Source organism: Pseudomonas sp. 05T35 (assembly GCF_056396605.1).
In genome coordinates, this window is record NZ_JBFTLU010000914.1 from 1 (window position 1) to 546 (window position 546).

Sequence of the window (546 nt, forward strand, 5' to 3'; positions counted from 1 at the left end):
CGCCATGCCACCGAACACATGGGCGGCGCGGCCGAATCCACCGGTCTGGCGCCAGGCGCTGTAGGCGATGATCAACAGCAGCGCGCCCCATAGACCAATCCATAGCGACTCATCAAGCACTGGCCGCACCATCACCAGCGCGGTGCCGAGGAACAGGAAACCGAAAATACCTTTGAGCAGGTTCATCCAGGTGCCGGGTTTGGGCAGGAAGCGGTTGCCGACGGTCACCAGCAACAGCAGCGGCAAGCCGATGCCGATGCCCATGGCGAACAGGATCAGCCCACCGTGCAGCGCGTTACCGCTCTGGGCGATGTACAGCAAGGCCCCGGCCAGTGGCGCGGTCATGCACGGGCCGACCAGCAAACCGGACAAGGCACCGAGCACCCCGGCACCGATCAGGCTGCCGCCACCTTGCTTGCGACTGGCGTTTTCCAGACGGTCACGCAGCGCGACTGGCAGTTGCAATTCGAAGAAGCCGAACATCGGCAACGACAACAACACAAACACCACGGCGAAACTGCCGAGTAACCAGGCGTTCTGCAACAA

Annotated in this window: 1 protein-coding gene; it reads right to left on the reverse strand. The window is 62.8% G+C overall.

Features of this window, described 5'->3' with window-relative positions; genetic code table 11:
* A partial coding sequence (locus AC1DH9_RS30655) for a cytochrome c biogenesis protein CcdA (protein WP_477809517.1) occupies window positions 1-546 on the reverse strand: 546 nt, incomplete at both ends.